Genomic DNA, 25183 nt, shown 5'->3' on the forward strand with positions numbered 1-25183 from the left:
TCACAGGACCACCCAGTAGGTGACGCCACGCTCCCCCGGGCTACAGCCGTGTGCGGTGGCCGGCAGGGCGACGATGCCGAGGCCGCGGCCGTGTTCGTCGGCGGCAGCTTGCGGTCCAGGCACCGTCCCGCTCGGCCGGACCGCCGTCGTCGACCTCGATGCGCACGCTGCTGTCCGGGGTCGGACGGTCGAGGCGCAGGGCGATCGGGGGCACGGCGTGCTCAACGGCGTTGGTGATGAGTTCGGAGACGATGAGCAGAGCCTGGTCAATGGCGTCCTCCGCCATTCCCCATCCGACGAGGACGGCGCCGGTGATGCGCCGGGCGGCGCCGACCGATTCCGGACGGTGGTCGAGCTCCCAGACGGCGCCGGTCCGCCCTGGCGGCCGGGCACGGGACGGGCCGGGCGGCCCGTCGCTCCGGCTCTGCTCCGTACGGTCGCTGACCGCGGCGCCTGCCTTGTGGTCCCCAGCATGGCCGAGGACTTCGACGGGGTTCATGGAGGGCTCCTCTGCCGTTTCCGGTGAGATCCTTTTCGTCCCCCCTGTCCTGCCTCATGAGGCCCGCGCATGACGATCGAATCGGGCGCCGTGATCCCCCCTCCCGAGACCACGTGAAGACGCCGTCTAGCCCGGGATCTGCTTCGCCGCCCACTCCGGCGTGCGGAACGTCCCTCCGTACATGGGGAGATGGATCCCCTCCCCGTAGCGGGCGAGCTGGGACCAGGGGCGGTTGAGGCCGGCCGAGCCCTGCTCGCGCACCCGGGAGACGGTATCGAGGTCCAGGACGTCGACGAGGATCTCCTCGCCGGCACCGGCCTGCTGACGGACGATGCCTTCCGGGTCGACGATCGCACTGGTGCCGACAGCAGCCGGGTCAGCGGCGTTGACGTTGACGACGTACACCTGGTTGGTCCACGCGTTGGCACGGGCGCAGACCAGCTCCATCTCCCGATCGCGGGTGGTGGTGAGGGTCGGCTGGATCACGATCTCGGCGCCGAGCCAGGCGAGTTGACGGACGGTCTCGGGGAACGAGCCGTCGTAGCAGATCGCGAGGCCGATCCGGCCGGTGCCGGGGATGTCGAAGACGGTGAACTCATCGCCGGGGGAGGTCTGTTCGTACGGCTGCCAGGGGAAGACCTTGCGGTAGCGGGCGACGATCTCACCCTCGGGGGAGACGGCCACGGCGGTGTTGAAGATCCGGCCGTCCGCGGCGCGCTCGAAGAGGCTGCCCGGGATCAGCCACAGGCCGGTCTCCCGGGCGAGCGCGCACACCCGGTCGATCGTCGGGCCCGGGAGCGGCTCCGCGACCCGCTCCATCCAGCCCTCGGGGGACGCCCCGAGCAGCGGTCCTTCGGCGGCGAGCAGCAGCTCGGGCACGACGACCAGCCGCACGTGCGGGAAGAGGCGCCGAGTGGCGCGGACCTGGTCGGCGTACCGCTGCCAGGTCGCTTCGAGGTCGTACGGGACGGGGGCGGTCTGCAGGGCGGCGATGGCGAGAGTGCGCATGGGATCAGTCCTCGGGGGTGACTCGCCGGGCGACGACGGTCGTGCGCCCGGTGCGGAAGAAGGTGGGGTAGGCGGCGCGCGCGGCGAGTACGGCGAGCGTTCCGGCGGCGAGCGATCCGGCGCCGAGCAGGAAGACGCCGCCGATGCCTCGGAAGGACGTGCTGCCGTAAGCGGGGTCGATCATGTCGTACGAGCTGCGGACGAACGCCCCGAGCATGAGGAGGCCGCCGGCGAGCGGCAGGATGCCGCGCAGGAACAGCGCACGCCGGGACTCGCGCAGGCGCTTGCGGAAGTACCAGACGCAGGCGAGGGCGGTGGTGCCGTAGTAGCAGGCGATGAGCAGCCCGACGCAGAGGATGGCGTCGCCGAGGAAGTCGTCCGAGAGCAGCGAGAGAGCGAGGAGTACGGCCGCCGTCACGGAGCCGTAGACGACCGCGCCGAAGGCGGGGGTGCGGTGCCGGGGGTGGACACGGGCGAAGGCAGCAGGCAGGGCGCCGTGCGCGCCCATGGAGAGGCTGCTGCGCGGGCTGCTGAGCAGGCAGGTCAGCAGGGCGGAGGCGGCCGAGACGCAGACGGCGAGTTCGATCACCTTGGCGAACGCGTCCCCGAGGACGGGCGGCGCGAGGGACGCGAGGACGTCGGTGGCGTTGTCGGGGTTGCCGAGACCTATGCCGTCGGTGCCGACTCCCGCGAAGGACAGCGCCGCGAAGGCAGTGAAGAGGTAGGTGCCGAGCAGTACCAGGGTGGAGATCACGACGGCCTGACCGGGGACGCGGCCACTGTCGCGGCTCTCCTCGTTGGTGGTGATCAGCGCGTCCCAGCCCCAGTAGATGAACAGGCAGAGCAGCACGGCCTGCGCGAAGGAGCCGAAGCTGTCGATCGCAAGCGGGTTGAGCCAGCTCAGGGAGGGGCCCGAGACACCCGGACGGGCGAAGGCGGCGACCCCGAAGCCGACGAGGGCGAGCAGCTGCAGGCCGAGCAGGACGTACTGGACACCGGCCGCGACGCGCAGGCCACGGCGGGCGACCACGGTGAGGACGGCGACGATCAGGACGGCAACGGCGGCGACGGCGTTGTCCGGCACTCCCTCCAGACCGAGGAGGCCGAGCAGATAGCCGGCGCTGACCTTGGCGAGGGCGGCCATCGCGATGAGGGTCGCGATCTGCGGCACCCAGCCACCGGCGAACCATCCGACCCGAGGCCCGAAGGCGCGGGTGTTCCAGACGAAGGTGGTGCCACAGTCGGGCATCTCGCGGTTCAGCTCGCGGAAGGCGAAGGCGGTGAGCAGGATCGGCACGAAGCCGAGGAGGAGCGCCGCCGGGGCGAGATCGCCCACGACCAGGGCGACGTAACCGAGGGTGACAGTGATGCTGTAGGCCGGCGCGGTCGAGGACAGGCCGAGCGCGACGGAGGCGAGGAGACCGACGGAGCCGCCGCGGAGGCCCTTACCCGTCTCGTCTGGTGGCGTCGTCATCATGACGTGCTCCTGAGGGAGGGAGGCTTGTTAAATTTGAATTTAAGATTCGCGCATCCAGCTGGTCAAGGCTTCTTGGATTAGGATTTGAATCTGCGTATAAACGATCGGACAGGAAGGAGGCGCCATGGCGGCGAAGTCCACGGGATCAACGAAGAACGGCCGAGGCGGCAAGGAGGCGCGCAGGGCCCAGCTCGCGGAGGCGGTGCAGCGCGCCCTCCTCGCCCGCGGCCTGGAAGGCCTGCGACTACGCGACGTCGCCGATGAGGCCGGAGTCACCCCCGCCGCCGTGCTCTACTACGGAGATCTCGACACCCTCGTCCACGAGACCTACCAGCAGGCCATCACCCGCTACAGCCAGGACCGCGAGGCCGCCACCGACGGCTTCGCCGACGCCCGCCTCAAGCTCCGGGCCTGCATCGACAAGGGCGTGGCCACCGGCCCCGACGACGCGCTCACCCGACTGCTCTTCGAGCACTGGCCCCGCTGTCTGCGCGACGCCAAGGCCGCCGCCCTCGACAGCGCCCTCACGGAACGGCAGGTCGCCATCTACGCGTCGATCCTGGTCCTCGGCCAGGCCCAAGGACACTTCACCCTCCAGGACCCGCCCCGCCTCATCGCCGCCAACTTCGTGGCCATGGAGGACGGCTACCAGATGGAAGTCCTGGCCGGCCGCCGCACCCGCAACGAGGTGATCGCCGCCCTCTCCTCGTACGCCCGCGCCGCCACGGGCCACGACCCCGGCGCCGACACGGGACACGAGTCGGGCTGACGAGCCAGTACCGCACCAGCGCCCTACCGCCGTGGAACCCAGGCCGAACGATCGCCCTTCTTCAGGACGCCGGTCTCGTCCATGATCAGCACCGCATCCCGGTCGCCGAGACGCCCCATCACGCACACTCCGAGAAGACCCAGCTCACGCTTCCTTCTTCACCGGCTCCAGGGTCGCCGCGCACTCGACGTGGTGCGTCATCGCAAACATGCAGAGCCAGAACACGTTAAAGAAAACCGCAGGTCAGTGACGCACGAGGCGCAAAACAGACTCAAGATCAATGTGCATTACGTGCGGTACGGGCGCCACGCGCGCCCCCTGACGCACACGCGGAGGACACTGGGGGGCTCTTCGCCAACGAGAATCTCGCCGTATGGCATTCGAAATGCCATACTCAGGTCATGGCTGACGACGACACCGACTTCCCGCCCGGCGACGGCCCCAGCAGCGGCATCTCCGTCACCCTGACCGCCGGGACTCTGCAGGCGATCCGCGAGCGGGTCGGCAAGCGGGGCGTTTCCGCGTACCTGGAGAAGGCCGCGCAGCGGCAGATCGAGCGGGACAACCTCGACGAACTGATCGCCGACTTCGACAGAACCCACGGCCCCGCCGATCCCGAGGCCGTGGCCGCCAAGCGGGCCAAGCTGACCGGCGGCACCTCCTCCGACGCCGGGGCGGCCGCGTGAGCGGCACGCTGGTCCTGGACAGCGAGGGGCTGGCCAAGGCTGTGCGGCGCGACCGCGAGGTCCACGAGTGGCTCACCGCCGCCCGCGACGCCGATCTCCCGGTGATCACCTCGGCCGCGGTGCTCGTGGAGGTGACCCATCCCAAGATCAACGACACTGCCTTGAAGTGGACTCTGTCGCGGCTGCGAGTAGAGCCGGTCACCCAGGCCATCGCCCAGTCCGCCGCCACCCTGCTGCGCACGGTCGGACTCCACGGCCACAAGTACGCCATCGACGCGATGCTCTGCGCCACCGCTCTCGCCCAGCCCGGCCAGGTCACCATCCTGACATCCGATGTCGAAGACATCGTCATGCTCACCAGCGACCACCGGCGCGTCACCGCTGAGAAGGTCTGACGATCACGGCCTGGTGCTCGCCCGCGCGTGACCGCCGAGAAGGCCTGACACCCGCCACCCCCACTTCAGGCATCTACTCGACTCGAGTGACGCCCGACTTCACCCGTACATCACCTCTTGATGCTGTTCATATGCTCTGCCCGTTGCTGCCGCATTGATCATCCGGCAAGACCGCTCCCACGACGTCACGTGAACCGCAGTCTGAGCCGCAGCGGTTGTGAGGCACATCGAGCGAGGCGACCGGGGTGGCGCTTACGGGCTGAGCGAGGACGGCGGTCGCACGGACGGCACGATCACCGGGCAGCCTGCCGTCGATCAGTCCGCCCGGGTTCCCGTGGTCCGCTTGGCCTTCCTATGGGAAGGTCGGGAGTATCCCTGTGACGTGGAGCTCTCGTTCCTGGGCGCGCACCCGGGGGCCGGCTGACCAGGGCGGGACGCTGCACGGGCTTCATGCCTGCTTGTCCTCCGAGCGCTCTGGGCTCAAAGGAGGGGGCTGCCGGCCGTACGCAGGCTGAGGACCATGGTCAGGCCGCCTCCCGGGGTGTCCTCCGCCGTCACTGTTCCGCCCATCGACTCCAGGAAGCCGCGGGCCACGGCGAGGCCGAGACCGACGCCCTCGCCGCGCGGGGCGTCCCCGTAGCGCTGGAAGGCGCCGAAGATGCGGTCCTTGGCCTCGTCGGGGACGCCGGGGCCCCGGTCGGCGACGCGGAGTTCGACGCGCTCGGCGAGGGCACTCGCCGCGACGAGGACGGGCTTTCCGGGCGGACTGTACTTGACGGCGTTCTCGACGATGTTGGCGACGGCCCGTTCCAGCAGGCCGCGGTCGACGGCGACCATGGGGAGCGTCTCGGGGATGTCCAGGTCGACACTGTCTTCTGGGACGCCGAGGAGCGCCATCGGTACGACCTCGTCGAGGTCGGTCTCCCTGATCACGGCGGTGACGGTGCCGGTGTCCAGGCGGGACATGTCGAGGAGGTTGCCGACGAGGTGGTCGAGCCGGTCGGCGCCCTCCTCGATGGTCGCGAGGAGTTCCGCTCGGTCCTCGTCCGACCACTCGACGTCGTCGGCCCTGAGTGAGGAGACGGATGCCTTGATGCCGGCGAGCGGGGTACGCAGGTCGTGGCTGACGGCGGCGAGGAGGGAGGTGCGGATCTTGTTGCCCTCGGCGAGCTTGCGGGCCTCCTCGGCCTCGCCGACGAGCCGCTGCCGGTCGAGCACGACGGCGGCCTGGGCGGCGAAGGCGCCGAGGACGCGCCTGTCCTCGGCGGGCAGGACGCGGCCGGTGAGGGCGAGAGCGAGGTGGTCTCCGACGGGCATGTCGACATCCGCGTCCTCGGGGCGACTGATCGGGCGGGGGCCGACGGCCGCGACGCAAGACCAGGGTTCGGTGTCGTCGCCCCGCTCCAGGAGTGCCACCGACTCCATCGAGAAGGTTTCCCGGAGCCGTTCGAGCAGGGCTTCCAGACCGGTTTCCCCACGTAGCACGCTGCCGGCGAGGAAGGAGAGCGTTTCCGCCTCCGCTCGCAGCCGTGCCGCCTGGTGGGTGCGGCGGGCGGCGACGTCCACCACGGAGGCGACCGCGATGGCGACGCCGACGAAGATCACCAGAGCGACGATGTTGCGCGGGTCGGCGATCGTGAGCTCGTGGATCGGTGGGGTGAAGTACCAGTTGAGCAGCAGCGATCCGGCGGCCGCGGAGGCGAGGGCGGGCTTGAGTCCGCCGAGCAGGGCCGCCGCGACCGTGAGGGTGAGGAACAGCAGGACGTCGTTGGCCAGGCCCACGTCGGGCAGAGCTCTGCCGAGCAGCAGGGTGAGCAGGACGGGGCCGGCGAGGCCGACGGCCCAGCCCCACAGCGTGCGGGACCGGCCCAGCCGCGTCCGGCCGGTCGCCGGCAGGCCACGGCCCTTCGCGGCCTCGTCGTGGGTGACGATGTGGACGTCGAGGTCGGGGCCGGAGTCGCGGGCGACCGTGGCGCTGACGCCGGGCCCGAACGCGTACTGCCAGGTCCGGCGGCGGCTGACGCCGAGGACGATCTGGGTGGCGTTGACGCCGCGCGCGAACTCGAGCAGTCCGGTGGAGATGTCGTCGCCGACGACGTGGTGGAAGGTGCCGCCGAGATCTTCGACGAGGGTGCGCTGGAGCGCCAGCTCCTTGGGCGAAGCGGCGGTGAGCCCGTCGCTGCGGGAGATGTAGACGGCGAGGACTTCCCCGCCGGCGCCCTTCTCGGCGAGGCGTACGGCGCGCCGGATGAGGGTGCGCCCCTCGGGGCCGCCGGTGAGGCCGACCACGATCCGTTCGCGGGAGCCCCAGATCTTCGAGACCCGGTGTTCGGTCCGGTACTCCTGGAGGTACTCGTCGACCCGGTCGGCGGTCCAGAGGAGGGCGAGCTCGCGCAGGGCGGTGAGGTTGCCGGGGCGGAAGTAGTTGGAGAGGGCCGCGTCGACCTTGTCCGGCTTGTAGACGTTGCCGTGGGCCATGCGCCGCCGCAGGGCCTGGGGGGACATGTCGACCAGTTCGATCTGGTCGGCCCGGCGGACCACCTCGTCGGGGACCGTCTCCCGCTGCCGGACACCGGTGATCGACTCGACGACGTCCCCGAGCGACTCCAGGTGCTGGATGTTCACCGTGGATATCACGTCGATGCCGGCCGCGAGCAGCTCCTCGACATCCTGCCAGCGCTTGGCGTTGCGCGAGCCTGGGACGTTGGTGTGGGCGAGTTCGTCCACGAGCGCGACGGCCGGCCGACGGGCGAGGACCGCGTCGACGTCCATCTCGGTGAAGACGGTGTCCCGGTACGCGATCTCCTTACGCGGCACCGTCTCCAGGCCGTGCAGCATCACCTCCGTACGCGGCCGGTGATGGTGCTCGACGAAGGCGACGACGCAGTCGGTGCCGCGCTCGACCCGGCGGTGGGCCTCCGAGAGCATCGCGTAGGTCTTGCCGACGCCGGGCGCCGCGCCGAGGTAGATGCGGAACTTTCCACGTCCCATGGTGATGTGCGCTGCCGTTTCTCGTGCGGGTGGTGTCCGGATAGTGGTCAGGGTTCGAAGCGGTAGCCCATCCCGGGTTCGGTGACGAGGTGGCGGGGGTGTGCCGGGTCCGTTTCCAGCTTGCGACGGAGCTGGGCCATGTACACCCGGAGGTAGTTGGTCTTCGTGCCCGAGCTGGGTCCCCAGACCTCGGTGAGGAGGCGCCTCTGGCTGATGAGAACGCCCGGGTTGCAGACGAGGATCTCCAGGAGGTGCCACTCGGTCGGCGTCAGCCGTACGTCACGGCCTTGCCGCCGGACCTTCTTGGCCACGAGGTCGACGGTGAACGACCCGGCCGTGACCAGACTCGTCGTGAGCGGCCGGGTGGACGCCTCTTCGGTGCGCCGGGTCGCCGCCCGTACGCGGGCGAGCAGCTCGTCCATGCTGAACGGTTTCGTCATGTAGTCGTCGGCGCCGGAGTCGAGCGCGCGGACCTTGTCCTCGGACCCGCTGCGCGCGGAGAGCACGAGCACCGGGGCTCTGCTCCATCCCCGGAGTGCTTTGATGACGTCGACCCCGTCCATGTCGGGCAGGCCGAGGTCGAGCAGGATCATGTCCGGCCGTTCCGAGGCAACCAGCCGCAGCGCCGTGGCGCCGTCGGGCGCGGCGTCCACGGTGTACTTCCGTGCCTGCAGGTTGATCACCAGTGCGCGTGCGAGCTGCGCGTCGTCCTCGACGACCAGCACCCGGGTCATCGGTGCTGCCCCTCCTGTAGTGGTTCGGTGTGCGACGGAAGCCGGCGCGTCCGTGGATCGTCCATGGCCGCGCCGGCTCCGCTGTCATTCGGTTAAGCCCATCAGCCCTTGGCCACCAGGTCCTTGAGAGCGATGTTGAGCTTCAGGACGTTGACGCGGGGTTCGCCGATGAAGCCGAGGATCCGGCCGTCGGTGTGGGCGGCGACCAGCTCGTCGACCTGGGCGACGGTGAGCTTGTTCCGCTCGGCGACGCGGTGGACCTGGAGCTTCGCGTACTCCGGTGAGATGTGCGGGTCGAGGCCGGAGCCGGAGGACGTGACGGCGTCGGCGGGGACGTCGGAAGGCCGCACCTGGTAGCCGGCCGTCGAGTTGTCCTTGATCACGGCGGCCTTGGCGTCGGTGACCCACTTGATCAGGTCCGCGTTGTCGCCGGAGCGGTTGGTCGCGCCGGAGAGGATGATCGAGTACTGGGTGTTGACGGAGTTGGCGCCGAGGCCGTTGGAAGGGCGCGGCTGGAACCACTTCAGGTCCGCACTCGCGGTCTCCTCGCCGTCCTTCAGCGGGAGGTGGTAGGTCTGGCCGATGAGTTCGGAGCCGACGACCCTGCCGCTCGCGTCGGTGACCTCCGAGCCGTTCGCCTTGCCGGGGAAGGCCAGTTGGGCGACGCCGATGACGGCGAGCGGGTAGAGGACGCCGCAGACCAGGGTGAGGACGAGGAGGGCGCGGAGGCCGGCCCAGAGCACGCGGCCGGTGTTTCCTACGGAGTTGTTCATGGCGGCGATCAACCGATTCCGGGGATGAGGGAGATGAGCAGGTCGATGAGCTTGATGCCGATGAACGGGGCGATCAGGCCGCCGAGTCCGTAGACCGCGAGGTTGCGGCGGAGCATCGAGTCGGCGCTGGACGGCCGGTAACGCACACCCTTCAGCGCCAGCGGTACGAGCGCGATGATGATCAGGGCGTTGAAGATAACGGCCGAGAGGATCGCGGACTCGGGCGAGGCCAGGCCCATGATGTTGAGCTTGTCCAGCGACGGGTAGGCGACGGCGAACATCGCGGGGATGATCGCGAAGTACTTGGCGACGTCGTTGGCGATGGAGAAGGTCGTCAGGGCGCCTCGGGTGATGAGGAGTTGCTTGCCGATCTCGACGATCTCGATGAGCTTGGTCGGGTTGGAGTCGAGGTCGACCATCATCGCCACACCGACGTCCGCCTGCGCGAGCGCCGGGGCGTCGTTCGTGCCGTCGCCGGTCATCGCGACCAGCTTGCCGCCGGCCTGCTCGCGCTTGATGAGGGCCATCTTGTCCTCGGGCGTGGCCTCGGCAAGGAAGTCGTCGACCCCCGCCTCCTCGGCGATCGCCTTCGCGGTCAGCGGGTTGTCACCCGTGATCATGATGGTCTTGATGCCCATCCGGCGCAGTTCGGGGTCTGGGCGGTGAACTCGATCCACGTGGCGTGGGCGAGTTCGCCCTGGTGGCGCTCGCGCAGCCCGTACTTCTCCTTGGCGAGGACGACGATCGAGCGGCCCTCGGGCGTCTCGTCGGCGAGCGAGGAGAGCTGGGCGGCGTCGGCCAGTTCGGCCTCCGTCGTCCCGGCCACCGGGGCGAACTCCGAGGCCTGGCGGTTGCCCAGGGTGATCGTGCCCGTCTTGTCGAGCAGCAGCGTCGACACGTCGCCGGCCGCCTCCACCGCCCGGCCGGACATCGCCAGGACGTTGCGCTGCACGAGCCGGTCCATGCCGGCGATGCCGATCGCGGAGAGCAGCGCGCCGATCGTCGTCGGGATCAGGCACACCAGCAGGGCCGTGAGGACGATGAGGGAGGTCTGCTCGTCGGCGCCCGCGTAGATCGCGAACGGCTTCAGGGTGACCACGGCGAGCAGGAAGACGATGGTGAGGGACGCCAGCAGGATGTTGAGGGCGATCTCGTTCGGCGTCTTCTGCCGGGCGGCACCCTCGACCAGGTTGATCATCCGGTCGATGAAGGTCTCGCCGGGCTTCGTCGTGATCTTGATGACGATCCGGTCGGACAGCACCTTCGTGCCGCCGGTGACCGCGCACCGGTCGCCGCCGGACTCGCGGATGACGGGGGCGGACTCACCCGTGATGGCGGACTCGTCGACCGAGGCCACGCCCTCGACGACGTCACCGTCGCCGGGGATGACGTCGCCGGCCTCGCACACCACCAGGTCGCCGATCCGCAGCTCGGTGCCGGGGACCTGTTCCTCACCGGTCTTGGTGACGCGACGGGCGACGGTGTCGGTCTTGGCCTTGCGCAGGGTGTCGGCCTGCGCCTTGCCGCGGCCCTCGGCGACGGCTTCCGCCAGGTTGGCGAAGACCGTGGTCAGCCACAGCCAGGCGGTGATCGCCCAGCCGAACCAGTCCCCCGGGTTCTTGACCGCGAGGACGGTGGTGACGACCGAGCCGATCAGCACCACGAACATGACGGGAGACTTGACCATGACCCGCGGGTCGAGCTTCCTGATCGCGTCCGGGAAGGACGCGATCAGCTGCTTGGGGTCGAAGAGGCCTCCGCCGACCCGTCCCGCCGCCGGCTTGTGGCCGCTGGGGACGTCGCTGTGCGGTGCCGCTGTGGTCGAGGCCGTAGGGGACATGGAGTCCTGCTGCTTCTTTGTGTCGATGGTCATGCCGCGAGCCCTTCGGCGAGCGGTCCCAGGGCGAGCGCCGGGAAGTAGGTGAGACCGGTGATGATCATGATGGTGCCGACCAAGAGGCCGGTGAACAGCGGCTTCTCGGTGCGCAGGGTGCCTGCGGTCTCGGGGACGGGCGTCTGCTCGGCCAGGGAGCCGGCGAGCGCGAGGACGAACACCATCGGCAGGAAGCGGCCCAGCAGCATCGCGATGCCGATGGTCGAGTTGAACCACTGGGTGTCCGCGTTCAGCCCGGCGAAGGCGGAGCCGTTGTTGTTGGCGCCCGAGGTGTAGGCGTAGAGGATCTCGGAGAAGCCGTGCGCGCCGGAGTTCGTCATCGAGTTCGCGGGCGTGTCGAGGACGAACGACGCCGCCGTGAAGCCGAGAACGAGGGCCGGGGTGACCAGGATGTAGCAGGCGGCGAACTTGATCTCGCGGGTGCCGATCTTCTTGCCCAGGTATTCGGGCGTACGGCCGACCATCAGGCCGGCGATGAACACCGCGATGACCGCCATGATCAGCATGCCGTACAGGCCGGAACCGACACCGCCGGGCGCGATCTCGCCCAGCTGCATGCCGAGCATCGTGATGCCGCCACCGAAGCCGGTGTACGAGGAGTGGAAGGAGTTCACCGCACCGGTGGAGGTGAGCGTGGTGGCGACGGCGAAGATCGAGGAGCCGCCGATCCCGAAGCGGGTCTCCTTTCCTTCCATCGCCCCGCCGGCGATGTCGAACGCGGGGCCGTGGTGGGAGAACTCGGTCCACATCATCAGCGCTGTGAAACCGAGCCAGATGACCGCCATCGTGCCGAGGATCGCGTACCCCTGCTTCAGGGAGCCGACCATGCGGCCGAAGGTGCGAGTGAGCGCGAAGGGAATGAGCAGGATCAGGTAGATCTCGAAGAGGTTGGAGAGCCCGTTGGGGTTCTCGAAGGGGTGGGCCGAGTTGGCGTTGAAGTAGCCGCCGCCGTTCGTGCCCAGCTCCTTGATGACCTCCTGCGAGGCCACCGCCCCGCCGTTCCACTGCTGCGCACCGCCGGTGAACTGGCCCACCTCGTGGATGCCGGAGAAGTTCTGGATCGCGCCGCAGGCGACGAGGACGAGTGCGCCGATCACGGAGATCGGCAGCAGGATCCGGACGACGCCCCGGACCAGATCGGCCCAGAAGTTGCCCAGTTCACCCGTACGGGACCGGGCGAAGCCGCGCACCAGCGCCACCGCCACCGCCATGCCCACCGCGGCGGACACGAAGTTCTGCACGGCGAGGCCACCGGTCTGCACCACGTGGCCCATGGCCTGCTCGCCGTAGTACGACTGCCAGTTCGTGTTCGCGACGAACGAGGCGGCCGTGTTGAAGGCCTGGTCCGGATCGATGGACACGAACCCGAGCGAGCCGGGAAGCGACCCCTGCACGCGTTGCAACAAGTACAGGAACAGCACGCTCACCGCGGAGAAGGCGAGCACCCCGCGCAGGTACGCCGGCCAGCGCATCTCGACCGACGGGTTCGCGCCGACCGCCTTGTAGACCCACTTCTCGGGCTTGTAGTGCTTCTCCGAGGAGTACACCTTCGCCATGTAGTCGCCCAGCGGCCGGTACGACAGGCCGAGCGCGACCAGGAGAGCCAGGAGCTGGAGGACCCCAGCCAGAACAGGACTCATATCCGTACTCAGAACCTCTCCGGCTTGACCAGCGCGAGGACGAGGTATCCCAGCAGGGCGGCGGCGACGAGCAGACCGACGATGTTCTCGGCACTCACAGCTTCGCCACCCCCTTGGCGATGAACGCCACCAGCGCGAAGACCGCGATCGTGGTGACGACGAAGGCCAGGTCGGCCATCGTGAACTCCCGGAAGAAGGAAGAGCGGATTCTCTGACGAGATGAGGAAACAGCCTTTTCGGCCGCTCACCGCCGCCGTTGACGCCGCCCTGACGCCATTGACGCCGCTCTTGACGCAACCCCTACGCGATGGAGCGCCCGCCGGCGGCACGCCACCAGGCCCAGGGACGGGCACGGGCCACGAAGGGGCACTCGTGCCCACGCGGGCAGCCTCGCCACAGGGGCCGGGCGCGGATCTAAAGTCGAATGTGTCCCGGCGCCGTCGAAACCGTACTCACGGGAGTGAGTCAGATGAGCGATCTGTCGTGGCTGCCGCAGTCCTGCACTCTGCCCACCGAGGGGCAGCCCCTGCGGGTCGCGGAGTGGAACGCGTTGTTCGCCGAGCGGTTGGCCTCGTCGGCGAGACCCGGGCCGCTCCGGCTGCGCCTCGGCCTCATCGGCGGGCCTGGCGTCGAGCAGCGGCTGAGGGACCTTGCCGCGCGCGAGGCCGCCTGCTGCTCGTTCTTCGCCCTCACCGTTACGCCCGGCGATGACCTGACACTCCTGGACATCGGGGTGGACCCGACGCAGGAGGCCGTACTGGACGCCCTCTCCGCACGGACCGCGACTCGGAGCACACGGTGAGCGTGGGCCTGCGCGGGGAGACAGGTCGCCGCGAGGACTCCCCGGGGCCGGAACCTGTGTGATCACCGACCTCTGCAGCGTTCGCGCCGCCCTGGACTGTGGCACGAGGTTCGATGATCAGGGCGGGCGGCCGACCGCCGGGGCCGGGGCCCGTCGACATTCGGGCGTCCTGCCCATCGGTAGTGTCGGCGGCACGGCAGTCGCTCGTTCCGTCGCACTGTTCGTAGTCGCCGCCCTGTTCGAGATCGGGGGCGCATGGTCGGTCTGGCAGGGCGTCCGCGAGCACAAGGGCTGGGTCTGGATCGGCGCCGGAGTCATCGTTCTCGGCCTGTACGGGGTGGTCGCCACGCTCCAGTCCGACGACAACTTCGGTCGCATCCTCGCTGCCTATGGCGGAATCTTCGTAGCCGGGTCGATCGCCTGGGGCATGGTCGCCGACGGCTACCGCCCTGACCGCTGGGACGTCATCGGCGCGCTGGTCTGCCTCGCGGGCATGGCCGTGATCATGTACGCGCCCCGCAGCCACTGACCGTCCCCCGGTAGCCACTGACCGTCCCCCCTGTCCTCGGCCATCACACCGAGGGCGACACGGACGGGATGCCCGCGCTCCACCCGGGCCGGCCCGGTGCGCATGCTCTCCCCCAGGGCGCCTCAGACCTCCGCGTCAGACCCACAGGAGGACCAGGACGAGGGCGGGGCCGAGGGTGGCGAGGGCGAAGCGGGTCAGGACCAGGGGGCGGAGCCACGCGGGGAAGGCCCTTGTTGGCGGCGGCGATGAGGGCCGTGGCGTCGACGGAGTGCAGGGCGGGGTCGGCGGAGCGGGCGAAGGCGGCGCGGGTGTAGGCGGTGGCGAAGACCTGGCCGGCGGTGATGAAGCCGACGCCGAGGAGGACGAGCGGCTCGACGATCCAGGAGAGCAGTCGGCCGGTAGGGCTTCCGGTGAGGTTCAGGACGCCAAGCGCGGTGAGGGTGGCGCCGATGGAGAGGGCGAGGGCGAGTTCCCAGGGCTTCTCGCGGAAGGCGATGCCGTGCTGGGCGAGGACCGAGGGGCCGTGGCCCTGGCGGCGGATCTCGGCCTCGGCCGCGTCCTGGGAGGCGCCGCCGCGGAGCCAGGCGACGACGGGGATGACGAAGAAGGTGGCGGCGAGCAGGAGCTGAAGGGCGGCGGCGAGAGCGGTGGTGTTCACGGGAGTCCTTCTGCGTGGTGAGGGGAGGTTCAGACGAGGGCGGCGGCGGTCAGAGCGAGGGCCGAGCCGGCGAAGACGACGGTGTGGCGGACGTTCTGGAGGGTGCGGGTCCAGGCAGGGAAGGCACCCTCGGCCGCCTTGAGGAAGGCGGGGACGTCGATCCGGGCCAGCTCGGGGTCGCCCTTGCGGCGGAAGGCGGCGGTGACGGACTTCACCGCGCCGAGCTGGCTCTGGAGGATCGCGATGTTGGCGAGGAAGGCGATAGAAGAGAAGACCCATGTCAGGCCGGTTCCCCAGCCGCTTCCGGTGAGGTTGAGCACGGCGGCGGCGAGAGAGGCGGCGGCGAAGGCGCCGGGCGCCCACCACTCGTGACCGCTCGCGTCGAAGCGAAGCTTGTTCTCCTCCAGGACCTCCGGGCGGACGTCCTGGCGGCGCAGCTCGGCGACGGCGGCGGCCTTGGCGACGGCACCGAAGCGGTGGCGGAGGACCGGGATGCTGACGAAGGCGGCGGCGACGAGGATCTGGGCGGCGGCGGCGAGGACGGTGAGGGTCTGCATGGTGGGGCTCCTGATCGGCTCCGTTGGACTTGCACTTAGTTCAAGTGGCGATGTCGAGAACTGTAGAACCGGACTTGAACTATGTGCAAGTGGTCTCTTGAACTTTGTGCAGTTCGACTTCGCGGCCCTATCGTGAGCCCATGCCTCGCTCCACACTGACCCGCGACCAGATCGTCACGACCGCCATCGAGCTCCTGGACGAGGAAGGCCTCGAAGGACTGAACATGCGCGCCCTCGGGCAACGCCTGGACTCCGCGGCCACGGCCGTCTACTGGCACGTCAAGAGCAAGGACAACCTCGTCACCCTCGCCGGCGACCGGGTCTGGGACGAGATCCGCCTACCCGACCTCGACGCCGTCGACTGGCGCACGGCCGCCACCGCCATGGCCGGCGACCTGTACGCGATGTTCACTCGCCATCCCTGGCTGGTGCAGGCCTTCGCGAGTCACCTCTTCCACGGCGAGGCCAAGGCTCGCCACGACGACCACACCCTCGCCGTCTACGAGGCCGCGGGATTCAGCGAGCCGGAGGCGGATCGTGCCGCCGGCGCGGTCTTCACGTACGTCCTCGGCAACGCCTCCGCCGTCGCCGCCACCGCCTCCCTCACCCGCCGCATCGAGCGGGACGGCGAGGACACCGAGGCAGCCTTCGCCGCCACGATGAAGGAGGCCGTCGAGGTCGCCGGCCGCTTCCCCCGCCTGCGGTCCCGGATCGACGCTGCGGCCGCCGCCGGCTACGCCGACGCACCCGACGACACCTTCGACTTCGGCCTCCAGTCCCTCCTCGACGGCCTGACCGCCCGCCTGCCGCACACACAGAACTGACCGGCAGGCCAATACGTCAGGGCCGCGGGGCCCGTAAGGGACAGAAGGCCCGGGGATCCCCCGGGCCTTCTGCATGCCGTCGACGCCTGGAGATCCCGCACGGGCAGGATCACATCGCTCTTGAACTTGGTTCAGGAATCACCAGGACACCCTTTTCCTCGCGGGATCGATCTCCAAGTCCTTCACGGCGACCGCGCTGATGCGGCTGGTCGCCAACGGCCGCGTCGACCTGCACGCCCCGGTGCGCCGGTACGCCCCCGAACTCGGGCTCGCCGACGAGCGGTCCGCCGAGACCGTCACCGTCCTGCAGCTGCTCGACCACACCTCCGTCCTCGACTGGCGGTTCGGCGCCGAGACGGGAGAGGGCGACGAAGCACTGGCCTCCTACGTGGCCCGCCTGGACGAGGCCCAGCTGATCGGGTCGCCCGGCGCACGCTTCTCGTACAGCCAGACGGCCTACAACCTCGCCGGGCGGATCGTCGAGAAGGTCACCGGACAGCCCTTCGACCGGGCCGTCGACGTGCTGCTGTTCGCTCCACTCGGGAGGGCGGACACGGTCTACTCGCTCGACGCGACGCTCACCCGGCCCTTCACGGCCCCGCACCACCGCGACGAGGACGGCACCCTCTCGGCTCTCGCGCCCTGGACCGAGGACCGCGCCAACAGCGCCGGCGGCGGCGCCGTCTCGTCGATGTCCGACCTGCTCCGCTGGGCCCGGTTCCACCTCCGGCTCGGCCTCTCCGACGACGGCGCCCGCGTGATGTCCCTTCAGGAGCTGCGCCGGACGCAGCAGCCGACCGTCGAGCTGCGGGCGACGTCGCTCGGCGACGCCATAGGCATCGGCTGGCTCCTGCGCGACACCGACGGCGTCCGCGTCGTAGAGCACGGCGGCTCCGCCCGCGGCCAGTTCGCCGACCTGCGCCTCGTCCCCGAGCGGGACTTCGCCATCGCCGTGGCGTCCCACGAGGGCCCGGACGGCGGGCTCGCCCTCAACCAGGCCGTCGTCCGCTGGGCACTTGAGCACTGCCTCGGTGTGATCGACCGCGATCCCGAGCCTCTCCCCTACAACCCTGCGCGCGCCCGCGAGATCGCAGGGGACTACGAGAACGAGATGATGACGATCACCGTCGACACCGACCGGTCCGAGCTGACGATCGCCTGCGCGATCGAGCCGGAACTCCGCGCGGCATCCGCCGCCGAGATGCCGGCCGACCTCCCGGCGGCCGGCCTCGGCCTGCTTCCGGGGGACGGCGACGAGTTCATCGTCACCGCCGGCGGCCTCCAGGGACAGCGCGGCTACTTCTCCCGCGACCGCACCGACGCGATCACCGGAGTCGACCTCGGGGGCAGGCTGTTCACCAGGATCACCCCGACCGCGCGGTGACGGGAGGGCGCAGGTGATCCGGCGAGGCGGCACATACGTGCACAGGCCGGACAGGGCAGACTCAGGACTGCGGGCAGCATGTTCACGATCGCCGCGAACCATGCCACCAGGTGGATCGGGTGGTCGGGCCGGGCGGCCGGCGACTGTTCAGCCGCAGCAACGGGAGCCGCAGGCGTCCACTGTGGGCGCCGCGTTCTCGGCTGCTGCGGGCGGGGGGCGCAGCAGCCCTTGCCGTGCCAGGCGTCGCGGCCTTCCTTCACCGCCACGGCAGCGATGACGAGCGCGGCGATGGGGTCGGCCCAGGACCAGCCGAAGAGGCTGTTCGCGAGCAGGCCGACGAGCAGGACGGCGGACAGGTAGGTGCAGAGCAGGCTCTGTTTGGAGTCGGCGACCGCGCTGGCGGAGCCGAGTTCACGCCCCGCGCGGCGCTGGGCGGCGGACAGGAACGGCATCACGGCCAGCGAGAGGGCGGCCAGGACGATGCCGATGGCGGAGTGCTCGGCCTCGCCGGATCCCATGAGGGCCCGCACGGATTCCAAGGCGACGTAGGCGGCGAGGGCGAAGAAGGAGACGGCGATGATCCGCAGCGTCGTCTTCTCGCGGGCCTCGCGGACGGCGTGGTCGCGGGCGGAGAACCGCCAGGCGACGGCGACGGCGACGGCGACGGCGACGGCGGACGAGACCTCGATGATCGAGTCCAGACCGAAGCCGATGAGGGCCGTGGAGGATGCGGCAGCGGATCGGATCGGCGAGCGCGCGGCCGAAGCGGGCCAGCACTTCGACGTCGGAGGCGAGAGTCGGCACACTCACGAAAGTGCACGGGATCCTGAATTCAGGAGATCGTGAATTATCTCTCGGGCGCCGTCGACTTCAGCCCCTGGAGGCCGTCGGCCTCATGAGTCGGCGTGGGCAGGGGCACCCGGCATCCGGGAATCCGCGCCGGGCAGCGTGACGACCATGGTCAGGCCGCCGCCAGGGGTGTCCTCCGCGGTGAGGGTGCCGCCCATCGCCTCGGTGAGCCCGCGCGCCAGTGCCAGGCCGAGGCCGACACCGGTGGTGTTGTCGGTGTCGCCGAGACGCTGGAAGGGTTCGAAGACACGGTCGCGGTCGGCGGCCGGGAGGCCGGGCCCTCGGTCGGCGACACGGAGTTCGACGCGGCCGGAGAGCGTACTGGCCCCGAGGCGGACGCCGCGCCCGGGTGGGGAATGGCGGACCGCGTTGGCGACCAGGTTGGCGACGACCCTTTCGAGGAGCGGAGGGTCGGCGAGGACGAGCGGGGAGTGCTCCAGTCCGTCCAGGGTCACCCGGTGCTCCGCGTCCGGGAGCCCGTCCAGGGCGGCGGGGACGACTTCCTCCCAGGCCGTGGGGCGGAGGTCCAGGGCGAGTGCCCCGGCCTGGAGGCGGCTCATGTCGAGCAGGTTCTCGACGAGTCGGCTGAGCCGGGCCATGGACTCGTCGGCGGTGGCCAGGAGCTCGTCGCGGTCCTCGGCGCTGAAGTCGACGTCGGGGTTGCGCAGGGAGGCGACGGCGGCCCAGCCGGCGGCGAGCGGGGTCCGCAGGTCGTGGCTGACGGCGGCGAGCAGCGCGGTGCGCATCCGGTCGGCCGCCTTCACGGGCTCGGCCTCGGCCGCCGCCTCTGCGAGGCGGGCCCGTTCGACGGCGGCGGTGACGTGGGCGGCGAAGGCGGTGAGGACACGGCGCTCGGCGGCCGGCAGGGTGCGCCCGCGCAGCACGAGGAAGCCTCCGTCGCCGAGGGCGACCTGGCTCGCGGCCGGATCGTCCACGGGGTGGTCGACGAGTTCGACAGCGTGGGCACCGAAGGTCTCCCGGGTGCGGGCGAGCAGGGCGGGCACCGTGTGCTCGCCCCGTACGACGGAGCCGGCGAGCGCGGAGAGGGTCTCGGCCTCGGCGGTGGCCCGCGAGGCCCGGCGCGACAACCGCAGCGACCGGTCGACGATCGCCGCGACGATGCCGGCGACGAGGACGAACACCCCGAGGACGAGCACGCTGTCGGGGTCGCCGAAGGAGAACGCTCCGATGGGCGGCATGAACCAGTAGTTGAGCAGCAGTGAGGCCGTCACCGCGGCGACGAGGGCGGAGCCGATGCCGCCGAAGCACGCCACCCCGACCACGGTGACCAGGAAGAGCAGGGCCTCGCTGGTGAGGTTGAGGCTCCCCCGGGCCCGGTCGAGGAGCAGTGTCAGCAGTACGGGGAGGACCACGCCCGCGAGGGGGCCGGCGATCCGACGGGGCAGCGGGAGGGTGCGCCGCAGCGAGGGCAGCAGGCGACCTCGGCCCGCCCGCTCGTGCGTGACCATGTGCACGTCGATGCCGCCGGAGAGGGTGACCGCGGTCTCGCCGATGCCCCGCCCGGTGAGGAAGCGTTCCAGCCGGCCGCGCCGACTGGTGCCGAGGACCAGCTGGGTGGCGTCCGACGCCCGGGCAAACTCCACCAGCGCCGTCGGCACGTCCTCGCCGACGACCGTGTGATAGCTGCCGCCGATGCTCTCGACCAGACGCCGCTGGCGGGCGAGCGCCCCGGAGGAGGCTCCCGCCGCGAGCCCGTCGCCGCCCACCACGTGGACGGCCGACAGTTCGCCGTGGGCCGAGCGGGCGGCGATCCGGCCGGCGCGGCGTATGAGGGTGTCACCCTCCGGGCCACCCGTCAGACCGACGACGACCCGCTCCCGGGCCTCCCAGACGCCGGCGATGCCGTGGTCGGAGCGGTACGTCCGCAGCGCGTCGTCGACCCGGTCGGCGACCCAGAGCAGGGCGAGCTCTCGCAGCGCGGTGAGGTTGCCGGGGCGGAACCAGCCGGCGAGGGCGGCGTCCACCATCTCGGGAGGGTGGACGTTGCCGTGCGCCATCCGGCGGCGCAGCTCCTCGGGGTCGACGTCGACGAGGACGATCTGGTCGGCGCGGCGGACGAAGCCGTCGGGGACGGTCTCGCCCGGCGGCACCTCGGTGATCCGCTCGACGACGTCGCTGAGCGATTCCAGGTGCTGGACGTCGATGGTGGAGACGACGTCGATGCCGGCCGCGAGCAGTTCCTCGACGTCCTGCCAGCGGCGGGCGTTTCGGTGACCCGGCGGGTTGGTGCGGGCGAGGTCGTCGAGAAGGAGGAGTTCGGGCCTGCGGCGCAGGGCGGTGTCGAGGTCGAACGTGCCGGGAGCGCCGCCCGGATCCCTGACGGGCGCGCTGGCGGGGTCACGTCCGGATCCGTAGCCAAGGCCGCCGCCGGGCCGGTTCCCGCTCGCGTGCTCCGGCCGCTCCAGCCGCTCCAGACCGTGGAGCAGGGCTTCGGTGTGCGGTCGGCCCCGGCAGTCGGCGGCGCCGACGACCACGTCCGTGCCCCGTGCCGCTCTGCGGTGGCCCTCGTCGAGCATCCGGTACGTCTTGCCGACCCCGGCCGCGGCGCCGACGAGGACCCTCAGCCTGCCGGGGCGGGCGGCGGGCGGGCCCGTCTCCGGGCGGGCGGCGGAGGGGTACGTCTCCGGGCGCCCGGTCACGGTCAGAACTTCTCCGGGCGGATGAGTGCGGCCACGAGGTAGCCGACGAGGGCGAGGGCGACGAGGAGACCGACCACGTTCTCGATGCTCACGAACGATCAACTCCCGTTGGAGTGCCGGCCGGGGCCGGTGTGCGGATGTCTGCTTCCATCGAAGCGGGCGACGTGGCCCGCTTCCGTCACCTTGACGACGTCCTGTCGCCGGACGGGCGGACACTGATGAAGCCCTGACGGGTCCTGTACGCGTGATGCCCACGGACGGGTGCGGCACTACCTGGCACGGCAAGGCGAGGCCGGGAGCGTACGGCCGGACTCGTCCGGCCCGCGGCCACCCCCTCGGTGCCGCGGGCCGGATCGTCCCTCGCGTCGGACGGCGTCGTCGATCGCGCCGAGGTGTCGGTCCGGGCCGTCGGTCACGGACCGTGCGCGCCGGTCTTTCGACGGCGCGTTCCCTCCCACCTCGGACCTTCGAACGGTCGTCCGATCCCCCGTGAGGTGATCATCCTGCGTCGGTTCCGGTCCCGTTCCGGGCGTCGTTGACGGTCTTCTGACGCCGCGTCGCCCCGCTTTGACGGGCCTTTGACGAAGCCGTCGGAGACGCCGTAAGAGCCTCGTCAAAGCCTGCCCCGAACCACGGGGCCGGCGGCTCCGGGCGTCTAGATTCGCCCTCGGTCGCTCACCGACCGGGGACGTCAGTGGCCTGACCGTCCCGGGCCGCGGGGGCGCGGGACGCCCTCCCATCCGGCGCCCGTGCCCCCGTACCGCGCGACCGCGCTGCCCGTCCACAGCCGCACGGCGGGGGCCGGGGCACGCGCCCCGGCCTCCCGCACGGTGTGCCCCGCGCAGCGGTCGCCGTGCGCTGTGAGCCGATGGCCCCAGCCGTCCCCTTCCGGCCTCCGCCGCGCGGACGGCCGGCTTCTCAGAAGGTCTCCCGCGATGCACTCCGCCGCGCCCCGACCGACGCCCACCTCCACGGCCCCGGCGTCCCCCGTGAATCCGTCCGCCCCCGACTTCCCTGCCGTACCACCCCGGAATCCTGCCCCCCGCTTCCGCCCCCGACGGCGCCGGGCGGGCCACGGCGGGCTGCTCGACCCGGTGCAGCTGGTGAAGTCCTTCCCGGACGCGCTGCGCAAGCTGCACCCGCGCACCCTCATCCGGAAGCCGGTGCTCTTCGTGGTGGCCGTCGGATCGGCACTGACCACGCTCTCGGCACTCCTCGACCCGTCCGTGTTCACCTGGACCGTCAGCGTCTGGCTCTGGCTGACCGTGGTCTTCGCGAACCTGGCGGAGGCCGTCGCCGAAGGCCGGGGCCGCGCGCAGGCCGAGTCGCTGCGCAGGGCCCGTACGGACACGGTCGCGCTGCGGCTCCCGCACTGGCGGTACGGCACGGACGTCGACCGCGCGGCGACGGAGGCGGTGGCCGCGACCGAGCTCAGACAGTTCGACTTCGTCCTCGTCGAGGCGGGCGAGCTGGTCCCGGCGGACGGTGACGTCGTCGCCGGGATCGCCTCGGTCGACGAGTCCGCCGTCACCGGTGAGTCCGCGCCCGTGATCCGCGAGGCCGGGGGCGACCGCTCCGGGGTCACCGGCGGCACGACGGTGCTCTCGGACCGGATCGTCGTACGGGTCACGTCCCGGCCCGGCCACTCCTTCGTGGACCGGATGATCGCCCTCATCGAGGGCGCACAGCGGCAGAAGACCCCGAACGAGATCGCCCTCAACATCCTCCTCTCCGCGCTGACCGTCGTCTTCGTCCTGGTGGTCGTCGCGCTGAAGCCGATGGCGGGGTACGCGGACGCCGCCCCGTCCACGACCGTGCTCGTCGCCCTCCTGGTGACCCTCATCCCCACGACGATCGGCGCGCTGCTCTCGGCGATCGGCATCGCGGGCATGGACCGGCTGGTGCAGCGCAACGTGCTCGCCATGTCCGGCCGGGCGGTGGAGGCGGCCGGCGACGTGAACACCCTGCTGCTCGACAAGACCGGCACCATCACCCTCGGCAACCGCGAGGCCGCCGCCTTCATCCCACTCCCCGGGGTCGAGCCCTCGCTCCTCGCCGACGCCGCCCAGCTCTCCTCCCTCGCCGACGAGACCCCCGAGGGCCGGTCCGTCGCCGCGCTCGCCCGTCGGCAGTACGGCCTGGAGGCACCCGCCGAGGGCGAGTTGGCGAACCCCCGGTTCGTCGAGTTCAGCGCGCAGACCCGCATGAGCGGGATCGACCTGCGCTGGGACGGCGGCGCCTGCCACATCCGCAAGGGGGCCGCGACCCAGGTCGTCGCCTGGGTGGAGATGTACGGGGGCACGGTGCCGCCCGAGGCCCGCGCCTGGTCCGACGCGATCGCGGACGCGGGAGGAACACCCCTCCTCGTGGCCGTCCACGACGCCGACGGTCCCCGGGTCCTGGGGATCGTCCACCTCAAGGACGTCGTGAAGGACGGCATCCGGGAACGGTTCGCCGAGCTGCGCCGCATGGGGATCCGTACCGTCATGGTCACCGGGGACAACCCGCTCACGGCCCGGGCCATCGCCCACGAGGCCGGGGTCGACGACTTCCTCGCCGAGGCGACTCCCGAGGACAAACTCGCTCTCATCAAGCGGGAACAGGCGGGCGGGAAGCTCGTCGCGATGACCGGCGACGGCACCAACGACGCGCCCGCGCTCGCGCAGGCGGACGTCGGCGTGGCGATGAACACCGGCACGTCGGCCGCGAAGGAGGCCGGCAACATGGTCGACCTCGACTCCAACCCGACCAAGCTCATCGAGATCGTCGAGATCGGCAAGCAACTCCTCATCATCTTCAACGCCCTGATCATCGTGGCCCTGATCCCGCTCGCCCTGCGCGGCGTCCGCTACACCCCGGCGTCCGCGCACGACCTGCTGCGCCGCAATCTACTGGTGTACGGACTCGGCGGCCTCCTCCTCCCCTTCGTCGGCATCAAGGTCATCGACCTGCTCGTCTCGGCGATCCCCGGTCTCGGGTGAACCCCCGTCAGAAGGCCGTCAGGGAAAGCCCGTTCGGCTTGAGGTCGATCGTCCGCTCCGCTTCGATGGAAGGCATGGACAGCATGTGGCTCCTGCTCGACCGGCCGCCCCACCGGGCGCCCCGTCGTGAGCCCCGCTGCCCGGAGACCGCGGCACTGCGCTGATCCTCTCCGGTTCCGCCCGGGGCGTCGTGACCTCTTCCCGTCCGGCGCCCCTTCTTCGTACCCGTACACCCTCGACACCCGTAAGGGACTGACCAGTCATGTCCGTTTCCGGCCTTTCCTCCCGCACCGTCCTGGTGACCGGCGCCACCTCCGGCATCGGCCACCAGACGGCCCGGCTCCTCTCCGAGCGCGGCGCCACCGTCCTCGTCCACGGCCGGACCACCGAGGAGGCGCACGCCGCCACCGACCGGCTGATCACCCTGGCCGACATCGACGAGGCCCTGCTGTGCCCGTTCGGCGCGGACTTCACCCGACTGGAGGAGGTCGAGCGGCTCGCGCACCGCGTCCTGGCCGAGCACCCGCGCCTCGACGTGCTCGTCAACAACGCCGGCATGGCCGCGCCCGAGCGCCACACCGTCACCACCGACGGCAACGAGATCGCCTTCCAGGTCAACTTCCTCGCCCACTACCTCCTCACCCACCTCCTCGAACCCGCCCTCACCAGCGAGCCCGGCGGTCGCGTCGTCAACGTCTCCTCCGTGCTCCACCGCACCGGCTCCATCCAGTGGAACGACCCCCACCGCGTCCGCCGCTACTCCCGCCTCGCCGCCTACGCCCAGTCCCAGCTGGCCCTCACCGTCTTCGCCGCCGACCCGCGCGTCACCGCCGTCTCCGTCCACCCCGGCATCTGCGCCACCAGCCTCCTTCCCCTGTACGCGCACGAGGGCATCGCCCCGGCCGAGGGCGCCGCCCACGTCGTACGCCTCTGCGACCCGGCCACCGAGATCGTCAACGGCGCCTACTACGACCGCGACCAGCGCGTGACCCCGGCACCGGTCGCGACCGAGCCCCGCACGGTCAAGCGGCTCACGAAGCTCGCCGACCTCCTCATCGGCCAGAGCGCCTGAA

General features: G+C 70.9%; 20 protein-coding genes and 4 pseudogenes. 9 read left to right on the forward strand and 15 right to left on the reverse strand.

What is annotated here, in order from left to right:
• Window positions 1–40: 40 nt before the first annotated feature.
• The 3 genes from OO54_RS41585 to OO54_RS17715 form a co-directional block, all read right to left on the reverse strand.
• On the reverse strand, window positions 41–499 hold the full coding sequence (locus OO54_RS41585) for an ATP-binding protein (protein WP_051787008.1): 459 nt from the start codon (window positions 497–499) through the stop codon (window positions 41–43).
• 126 nt (window positions 500–625) lie between these two features.
• Entirely contained in the window at window positions 626–1507 is an 882-nt protein-coding gene (locus OO54_RS17710; RefSeq protein ID WP_033204227.1) for a carbon-nitrogen hydrolase family protein, read from the reverse strand.
• Between the two features lie 4 nt (window positions 1508–1511).
• Window positions 1512–2981, reverse strand: a complete 1470-nt coding sequence (locus tag OO54_RS17715; protein ID WP_051787025.1) for an APC family permease — start codon at window positions 2979–2981, stop codon at window positions 1512–1514.
• A 127-nt stretch (window positions 2982–3108) separates the two neighbouring features.
• Here OO54_RS17715 and OO54_RS17720 point away from each other — a divergent pair, with 127 nt between their 5' ends.
• From OO54_RS17720 to OO54_RS17730, 3 genes are all read left to right on the forward strand, one after another.
• Complete coding sequence (locus OO54_RS17720) at window positions 3109–3753, forward strand: TetR/AcrR family transcriptional regulator (protein WP_033204231.1); 645 nt, start codon at window positions 3109–3111, stop codon at window positions 3751–3753.
• A 401-nt stretch (window positions 3754–4154) separates the two neighbouring features.
• Window positions 4155–4439: a hypothetical protein gene (locus tag OO54_RS17725; RefSeq protein WP_033204233.1), complete on the forward strand. Its 285-nt coding sequence runs from the start codon at window positions 4155–4157 to the stop codon at window positions 4437–4439.
• Window positions 4436–4834 (forward strand): type II toxin-antitoxin system VapC family toxin, encoded by a 399-nt coding sequence (locus tag OO54_RS17730; protein ID WP_033204235.1) that lies wholly within the window; start codon window positions 4436–4438, stop codon window positions 4832–4834. The genes OO54_RS17725 and OO54_RS17730 overlap by 4 nt, the downstream gene beginning before the upstream one ends.
• A 480-nt stretch (window positions 4835–5314) precedes the next feature.
• Here OO54_RS17730 and OO54_RS17740 read toward each other — a convergent pair whose 3' ends face one another.
• From OO54_RS17740 to kdpF (OO54_RS43030), 6 genes and pseudogenes are all read right to left on the reverse strand, one after another.
• Window positions 5315–7825 (reverse strand): sensor histidine kinase, encoded by a 2511-nt coding sequence (locus tag OO54_RS17740; RefSeq protein ID WP_033204237.1) that lies wholly within the window; start codon window positions 7823–7825, stop codon window positions 5315–5317.
• A 47-nt stretch (window positions 7826–7872) separates the two neighbouring features.
• Window positions 7873–8559: a response regulator gene (locus OO54_RS17745; protein WP_033204239.1), complete on the reverse strand. Its 687-nt coding sequence runs from the start codon at window positions 8557–8559 to the stop codon at window positions 7873–7875.
• 101 nt (window positions 8560–8660) lie between these two features.
• Window positions 8661–9332 (reverse strand): potassium-transporting ATPase subunit C, encoded by a 672-nt coding sequence (locus tag OO54_RS17750; protein WP_033204373.1) that lies wholly within the window; start codon window positions 9330–9332, stop codon window positions 8661–8663.
• An 8-nt stretch (window positions 9333–9340) separates the two neighbouring features.
• A pseudogene (kdpB, locus tag OO54_RS41590) lies at window positions 9341–11205 on the reverse strand (potassium-transporting ATPase subunit KdpB).
• Window positions 11202–12866, reverse strand: coding sequence for a potassium-transporting ATPase subunit KdpA (gene kdpA, locus OO54_RS17760; protein ID WP_033204241.1), 1665 nt, complete (start codon window positions 12864–12866; stop codon window positions 11202–11204). Before kdpA ends, kdpB (OO54_RS41590) begins: the two are co-directional and overlap by 4 nt.
• An 8-nt stretch (window positions 12867–12874) precedes the next feature.
• The gene (gene kdpF / locus OO54_RS43030) at window positions 12875–12964 is read right to left on the reverse strand and encodes a K(+)-transporting ATPase subunit F (RefSeq protein ID WP_033204243.1); all 90 of its coding nucleotides are present in this window, start codon (window positions 12962–12964) and stop codon (window positions 12875–12877) included.
• 371 nt (window positions 12965–13335) lie between these two features.
• Here kdpF (OO54_RS43030) and OO54_RS17770 point away from each other — a divergent pair, with 371 nt between their 5' ends.
• The gene (locus OO54_RS17770; RefSeq protein ID WP_033204245.1) at window positions 13336–13668 is read left to right on the forward strand and encodes a hypothetical protein; all 333 of its coding nucleotides are present in this window, start codon (window positions 13336–13338) and stop codon (window positions 13666–13668) included.
• Between the two features lie 175 nt (window positions 13669–13843).
• Window positions 13844–14197, forward strand: a complete 354-nt coding sequence (locus OO54_RS17775) for a YnfA family protein (protein WP_033204375.1) — start codon at window positions 13844–13846, stop codon at window positions 14195–14197.
• Between the two features lie 43 nt (window positions 14198–14240).
• Here OO54_RS17775 and OO54_RS17780 read toward each other — a convergent pair whose 3' ends face one another.
• Window positions 14241–14855, reverse strand: coding sequence for a hypothetical protein (locus OO54_RS17780; protein WP_033204247.1), 615 nt, complete (start codon window positions 14853–14855; stop codon window positions 14241–14243).
• A 29-nt stretch (window positions 14856–14884) separates the two neighbouring features.
• Window positions 14885–15412, reverse strand: a complete 528-nt coding sequence (locus tag OO54_RS17785; protein ID WP_033204249.1) for a hypothetical protein — start codon at window positions 15410–15412, stop codon at window positions 14885–14887.
• 140 nt (window positions 15413–15552) lie between these two features.
• Between OO54_RS17785 and OO54_RS17790 the strand changes: the two genes are divergently transcribed.
• Both OO54_RS17790 and OO54_RS17795 read left to right on the forward strand, forming a co-directional pair.
• Window positions 15553–16236, forward strand: a complete 684-nt coding sequence (locus tag OO54_RS17790; RefSeq protein ID WP_033204251.1) for a TetR/AcrR family transcriptional regulator C-terminal domain-containing protein — start codon at window positions 15553–15555, stop codon at window positions 16234–16236.
• Window positions 16237–16384: 148 nt separating this feature from the next.
• A pseudogene (locus OO54_RS17795) lies at window positions 16385–17620 on the forward strand (serine hydrolase domain-containing protein); the annotation flags it as partial.
• Window positions 17621–17823: 203 nt separating this feature from the next.
• Here OO54_RS17795 and OO54_RS17800 read toward each other — a convergent pair.
• The 4 genes and pseudogenes from OO54_RS17800 to kdpF (OO54_RS43035) all read right to left on the reverse strand — a co-directional run.
• Window positions 17824–18351: pseudogene (locus OO54_RS17800) on the reverse strand (cation efflux transmembrane domain-containing protein); the annotation flags it as partial.
• A pseudogene (locus tag OO54_RS47430) lies at window positions 18344–18424 on the reverse strand (transcriptional regulator); the annotation flags it as partial. The pseudogenes OO54_RS47430 and OO54_RS17800, both read right to left, overlap by 8 nt.
• Window positions 18425–18513: 89 nt before the next feature.
• Window positions 18514–21054 (reverse strand): ATP-binding protein, encoded by a 2541-nt coding sequence (locus OO54_RS17805; RefSeq protein WP_033204381.1) that lies wholly within the window; start codon window positions 21052–21054, stop codon window positions 18514–18516.
• Window positions 21055–21131: 77 nt separating this feature from the next.
• Entirely contained in the window at window positions 21132–21221 is a 90-nt protein-coding gene (gene kdpF, locus OO54_RS43035) for a K(+)-transporting ATPase subunit F (RefSeq protein ID WP_033204253.1), read from the reverse strand.
• An 843-nt stretch (window positions 21222–22064) separates the two neighbouring features.
• Here kdpF (OO54_RS43035) and kdpB (OO54_RS17815) point away from each other — a divergent pair.
• Complete coding sequence (gene kdpB, locus OO54_RS17815; RefSeq protein WP_078905241.1) at window positions 22065–24110, forward strand: potassium-transporting ATPase subunit KdpB; 2046 nt, start codon at window positions 22065–22067, stop codon at window positions 24108–24110.
• Window positions 24111–24372: 262 nt separating this feature from the next.
• Complete coding sequence (locus OO54_RS17820) at window positions 24373–25182, forward strand: SDR family NAD(P)-dependent oxidoreductase (RefSeq protein ID WP_033204255.1); 810 nt, start codon at window positions 24373–24375, stop codon at window positions 25180–25182.
• The last annotated feature ends 1 nt before the right edge of the window (window position 25183 follow it).

Source organism: Streptomyces wedmorensis (genome assembly GCF_000716445.1).
GTDB classification, from domain to species: Bacteria; Actinomycetota; Actinomycetes; order Streptomycetales; family Streptomycetaceae; genus Streptomyces; species Streptomyces wedmorensis.